The organism is Stenotrophomonas sp. Steno-C18 (genome assembly GCF_056393195.1).
Genome location: NZ_JBWJOX010000018.1, coordinates 1 through 5,317, shown reverse-complemented (window position 1 = coordinate 5,317; position 5,317 = coordinate 1). Strand labels below are relative to the sequence as shown.

Genomic DNA, 5,317 nt, shown 5'->3' with positions numbered 1-5,317 from the left:
TATGCGAAATTGCATACTGAGGCGGCTCCGCTGGGTCTGGCTCTGGATCACTTCCTGCTTGCCTCAACGTCCACCACGCAAGGACGAGATCGAAGCATGAAGCACGACCCGCACGAACGTATCGAACTGACCGGCCCTTGGGCCGGTTTCGGTTTCCAAGGCGGCCATATGTGGACCCCCGAGGGTCACACGCTCTATCCCGAGGATATGACCTGGTGGTCGCTGACCTGCAACATCGCACGGGAATGGCGATCGATGATGGCAGCTGGTCGACCAGGTGTTAGTCGATCGGTACTTTCTGGAAACCCTTGCAGCACAAGGGATTCCAAGGTGATTTTCCTGCAGGACGTGCTCCGGCGCCGGCAAGAACAGCGGTCATCGGGAGTGGCTGGCGCGAGGTTCGCCGCCCGGGCAACTGTGGTCCGGGCTACCCGTGGGCCTTCACGCCATCGGCGCGGGTGAAGCGTCTCCGTAGGGGCTGCCCGCCCCTACACCCCAGCTACTTGCAGGCGTTGTACACGGCGTCATCCATCGCCCTGGACAAAGCAAAAGATCGCCGGTGACCAGCAGCGTTATAGACAGCCGACCGTTGTTGCTTGGCCCCCTCACAGGCCGCGGAACCTGTGGTTGAAATCGAACGGGTTGAAGCCCTCGATCCGGTATAAGAGCCACCGCCAGTAGACGCGACATAAGGGCGCTGCGCGGCACGACGCTGCCTCACCTCCCGATCCATCTGTGCCAGCCTGGCACGTAGATAGGGGTTATCAGGATCAGGAACGGCATCCCAAGCTCTAACTGCTTGCCCAGGGCAAGGCTGTGATTGATACGACACCGGCTTACCGGGCACGACGCACTTGAAAACCTGTTGAGCTGATGCGCCCGCCGTCGTCCCCATCAACAACACAAAAAGAATCCCCCTGTACATACCCGGGCTCCTTGCTGGACATGAGCTACGGATAATACAGGAGGGCGAAATCGCGTCATTTTAGTGACGGATCACGAAATAAAGGCGAGCAATCCGATATGAGCCACGTAGTAGCCGTAAAACGCCCCGCGGGCTCGCGGCAGCGCCCAGGTGCTTTGACCAAGAGCCATCAGCGGTAGCGCAAGCAATGCCCAGGCGTTGCCGTTGTAGAAGCACAGCGGCACGAATCCGAGCGCACCCAGCCAGAAGTTCCGGCCGACATCACCAGACCGAAACACCCACCACCACGACAGCACCATCGCAAGGCCAGACCATTGGTAATCCACGAACAGTGGTAACGGGCCAGCGAGCAACGCCAATGGCAGCCAGCGTCGATTCTGGGCGCACAGAACGCACGCAGCGGCCAACGCGAAGCTGAGCAGTACGTTGACCGGTAAAACGACGTCGAAGGCCCACGCGTACACCGGCTGCGCGAAGCAGCCCCACATCGCAAGGCGCTTGATCGACTTGGCAACATCAGCACCTGGCTGCGCCAAGTTATAGGCCATGACCATGGCAAAGACCGGAAAAGCGGCGCGGCCCAGCTCGGACACCACTGGAACGTACCCGCCAACCAGCAGTGCGACCGCATGATCACCGGTCATCAGGATGACTGCCAGCCACTTCAACAACTCACGCCCTGCACTGGTCATAGCTGAAAATCCGTCGCCGGCGTAACCGTGCTGGTCGTGTAGCCGGGGGACTGTGGAAACGTGCCCTGGGCACGCTGACCGCGACTGATCATCGCATTGCCCTGCCGGTCCGCAATCTGCTCCCTGCCCCGCTCCAGCTGGGTAGGGCCATCCACGTAGCGATCGTTGCGTTCATCCCTGTAGGGCTCGTACTGGCCGCGGCGAGCCACGAAGCGGCAGGTAGAAGAATCCACCTCGTAGCTGGTGCCCTGCTCCGTCAAGCATGTACACGACGGCTCAGCAACCTTGCCCTGGGCATTAAGCCCGTCCATGGACGACATGCAGAACAACCGAGGCGCTTCCGTCGGCAGCGTCAGCACGTCATCGTAAGCCGGTGCACTCCACGGTTCGGAAGCGATACGCGGCAAGAACCTGCGGGCGTAATCTGCCGGCATCACATCATCGCTCTTTGCAGCCGCCCCGCCCGCCGTCGCTGGCGCTCCGTCGCGCAGGGCCGCCGCATTCGCAGCCTGCGCGCTGGCATTAACGTCCTCGCCACCAAGCCGCTTCCCCATGTTGCCGAACGTGTAATACATCAGGAACAGACCGAGCGCCGCTGCAATAGGAAGCGCGACGTAGTACCAAGGGATCTTGCGCTCCGTCGTATCCATCTCAGTGGATTTGTAAGTGCCCATTGGGCGCTTGGGCAAAGCCTTGCGACGCGTGACCAACGGCGTCGCCTTCTCCGGCCGCGCTTCGAACCTATCGAACTCACGCAAGTGCACGAACTTCGTTCCGAACCTGCGACGGACATGAACATGCCGCTCGATCAGGTCATGAACGAACTGGTCACACTGCTTGTCCGGCGATTGGCTGACGAAGATGAAGTCCAAGCCACGGTGACGATGCTTGGCAAGCTGTTCAACGTGATGCGGCACCTTTGAGCCGGGCGGCCGCTTGGGCAGCATCCCATGCTCGTAGGCCTCATCGACCAGGGCGACAGCGCCGTCCGGCAAGAAGTTCGGCCAGTCGTTGAACTGGTCCGGGGTCATCTCCAGCACACCGGTCTTCGCGTAGTCGAATTCGCGGATATTGCAGGCGTAGACGATGCGCCCCTGATCCTTGAACTCCAGCAAGCGATCGATCGCGTGCAGCGTTTTGCCGTGCCCGGGCTGACCGGTATACCAGTAAATCATTGCCCACCCCCGCCAAGCTGGTCAGCAATCGTCTTCGGCACGATGAACACCTTCCATGCCATGCGCACGGTCAACGCGGAGAGAATCATCGACATAGCCTGACCCACCCCGAGATACCCCAACAGGTCGGCTGCCTGCCCCGTAATTCCGCCGGTGAACTGAAGCACGTAGGCTTTCAGATTGGGCAACACCGCCTCAAAGGAAACCGTGGTGAGCCCGAACGTTGCCAGTACCTTTCCGACGATGCCAGACGCAGCATCCTTCAACTTGCCGATAAGGTGCACAACACCCTTGGCGATCCATTCCCACACCATGCCGCCCATATCAGAACCCCCAGCCCATCAGGATTTTCAAAGCAGTGAACGCACCGAAGATCAGCACCAAGCCACGTAGAATCGCCATGGCTTGGCACCAATAAGGAAAGTCGGACCCGCTCACGGTTGAACCCATGAGCTTGAATGTCGGTGGCTGCGGACACGATCCGCCGCCAAAAATGTTGTCCTGGTCGAGCAGGCTGGTCGACACGCCAATGCCGAACCGCTTAGCCCCGGCAACGTCGCCTTGACCATCGCCAGCATCGGTAACGTCGCCAATGCCCTCCAGTGCATCAGGAACGCCATTGCCATTGGCATCAGAAGCATCGCTATCCGCTCCCTCCTTTCTAGCCAACTTTTCCACCGCGCACGTAGTGCGCCACTGCTGCATGAGCTGCGCATACTCCATGGCGTTACACCCCTTTCCGGTACAGATCGGAACCGCGTCGCAGGTTCCGCCGCTGATATTCACCTGACGCCTTGTATTGCAGTCAATGCGCCACTGAATCTTTACCTGCATGCACTGGATGGCGTTGCCGTTGCAGGTAGGCGGCGCATCGCAGCTATCACCGCCAGAGGCAGAATCCGTGTTGGGATCATCCTCCCCCTCTTCGCTATCGGGCGTACCGTCGTTATCAGAATCGCGCTTGCACGTCCCATCCTTGCCCTTAGCTTCACCCGCCGCACACTGCCCATCACCGGGCAGGCATTGACCGGAAGACGACTTGATCATGCCTGCCGGACATTCGTTCTCCTTCGGCTTGCAATAGAGCGAACCCTGCTGAACTGCGCCCGGGGTAGTGCCTTGCACAGCAATCATCCCCTCAGGACACTTTCCATCGGGAACGCATTGTCCACCCTCCTTCTTCTGCCCTTCCGGACACGGCTTGTCTACGGGCTCGCACACACCCATGTAACCATTCCAATACGTGCCGGAAGGGCAATTGTTCTTGTAATCACGCTCGTTACATGTTGCGCCGGTCGTACTGCGCGTGCTTGTTTCATCGACATTCTGCGCATACACAACCTCGCATCCAAGGTTGCAACCTTTAGAGCCGGACACCGGAAGGAACTTGGTAGTGCTCGATTGCAGGCCAGAGCATGCCGTTTTCCACCGAAACACCTCTGGATACGCATTGTCACAACGGAAGCCGGACGAAATGCCTACACGGCAACGGTACAACTGACCATTGGCAGGCGAACCCTGAATATTGCATTTGCCGTCACTGGTGAGATAGGCCTCGGTATAGCCCTTTGCCGCCGCAGCAGCCTTAGCACTTTGACATGCTGCGTAAGCCTGACCTTGATTATCGTAAGTAAAGTCGCCCGTCACCTGAGCCTGAGAAGGTCCAGCCCACGACAGCAACCATGCAAGCATCAAAATCGCGACTGCGAACCTACGACTACGAACAATGGGTGGAATTCCGAGGGTGTGCATCACATCCCCTCAAACGCGAGCCAGCAGGCCCCGCAGACAGCGATGATCACGAAGTACCCCATAGCGTCTATCTCCTCAGAAAAAAGGGGCGCCCATAGCTGTGCGCCCCCTCCGAACTACCCTGCCCCGCCGATCAGCGAGCCTTCTTGACGTAGCCCCAGAGGATGATCGCGCCCAGGATCACCGCGGCAGCTGCCACCACCAGCATCACATCCGACTTGCCGCCGGCCAGCTCGCCGGCAATGGCAGCACCGGGCGAACTGGAGCCGCTGGCGAAAGCCGCACCCGAGGCCAGCAGGGCGGAGGCACCGGCACCGACCTTGCCGGCAGTGGTCGATGCGAAACGACGTGCAACGTTCATGTACTTCATAAAACACCTCTTTGGTTGATGCCCCTACGTACGCGCCGCGCGGAATACGAGACGCGCTTTCAAGCCGATAGCCCACACGCTAACGATCGCGAAGGCCACTACGCTTCCATCAGCCAAGTCCAGGGGCGGCAAAATTGGCTGGTGGTATGGCATCCAGACCGGAACCGTGCACGTCCCGTCCTGCTGCACGTTCTCAGCAGCGCAGCCGACGACATACAGCGGCTCCGATCCAGACATGACTTAGCTCGCCTTCGCGAGCGCAGGAGCCTTCACGGCCTCCCAGTGCTTGGCACGGGTGCTGATCGAAAGCGCACCGAAGTCGCCCACCCAGTAGGCCGATGGCTTGGGCTCGTACTTGCCCACCGGCAGAGCCTTGTCGCCTTCCTCGTGCTGGAGCGTGATC

General features: G+C 59.9%; 6 protein-coding genes. 1 reads left to right on the top strand and 5 read right to left on the bottom strand.

The window, feature by feature from the left end; genetic code table 11:
• Positions 1–462: DUF3653 domain-containing protein (locus AC06FE_RS19440; RefSeq protein ID WP_478073976.1), on the top strand; the 462-nt coding region annotated here is incomplete at its 5' end.
• A 534-nt stretch (positions 463–996) separates the two neighbouring features.
• On the opposite strand, the gene AC06FE_RS19435 is transcribed toward AC06FE_RS19440, so the two are convergent.
• The 5 genes from AC06FE_RS19435 to AC06FE_RS19415 all read right to left on the bottom strand — a co-directional run bounded on the left by AC06FE_RS19435 (position 997) and on the right by AC06FE_RS19415 (position 4,914).
• Positions 997–1,617 (bottom strand): TraX family protein, encoded by a 621-nt coding sequence (locus tag AC06FE_RS19435; protein WP_478073975.1) that lies wholly within the window; start codon positions 1,615–1,617, stop codon positions 997–999.
• Entirely contained in the window at positions 1,614–2,792 is a 1,179-nt protein-coding gene (locus tag AC06FE_RS19430) for a zonular occludens toxin domain-containing protein (protein ID WP_478073974.1), read from the bottom strand. Before AC06FE_RS19430 ends, AC06FE_RS19435 begins: the two co-directional genes overlap by 4 nt.
• Positions 2,789–3,115, bottom strand: coding sequence for a DUF2523 family protein (locus AC06FE_RS19425; RefSeq protein ID WP_478073973.1), 327 nt, complete (start codon positions 3,113–3,115; stop codon positions 2,789–2,791). The genes AC06FE_RS19430 and AC06FE_RS19425 overlap by 4 nt, the downstream gene beginning before the upstream one ends.
• A 1-nt stretch (position 3,116) precedes the next feature.
• Positions 3,117–4,544: a virulence factor TspB C-terminal domain-related protein gene (locus tag AC06FE_RS19420; RefSeq protein WP_478073972.1), complete on the bottom strand. Its 1,428-nt coding sequence runs from the start codon at positions 4,542–4,544 to the stop codon at positions 3,117–3,119.
• Between the two features lie 133 nt (positions 4,545–4,677).
• Positions 4,678–4,914 (bottom strand): hypothetical protein, encoded by a 237-nt coding sequence (locus AC06FE_RS19415; RefSeq protein WP_478073971.1) that lies wholly within the window; start codon positions 4,912–4,914, stop codon positions 4,678–4,680.
• Positions 4,915–5,317 lie beyond the last annotated feature (403 nt).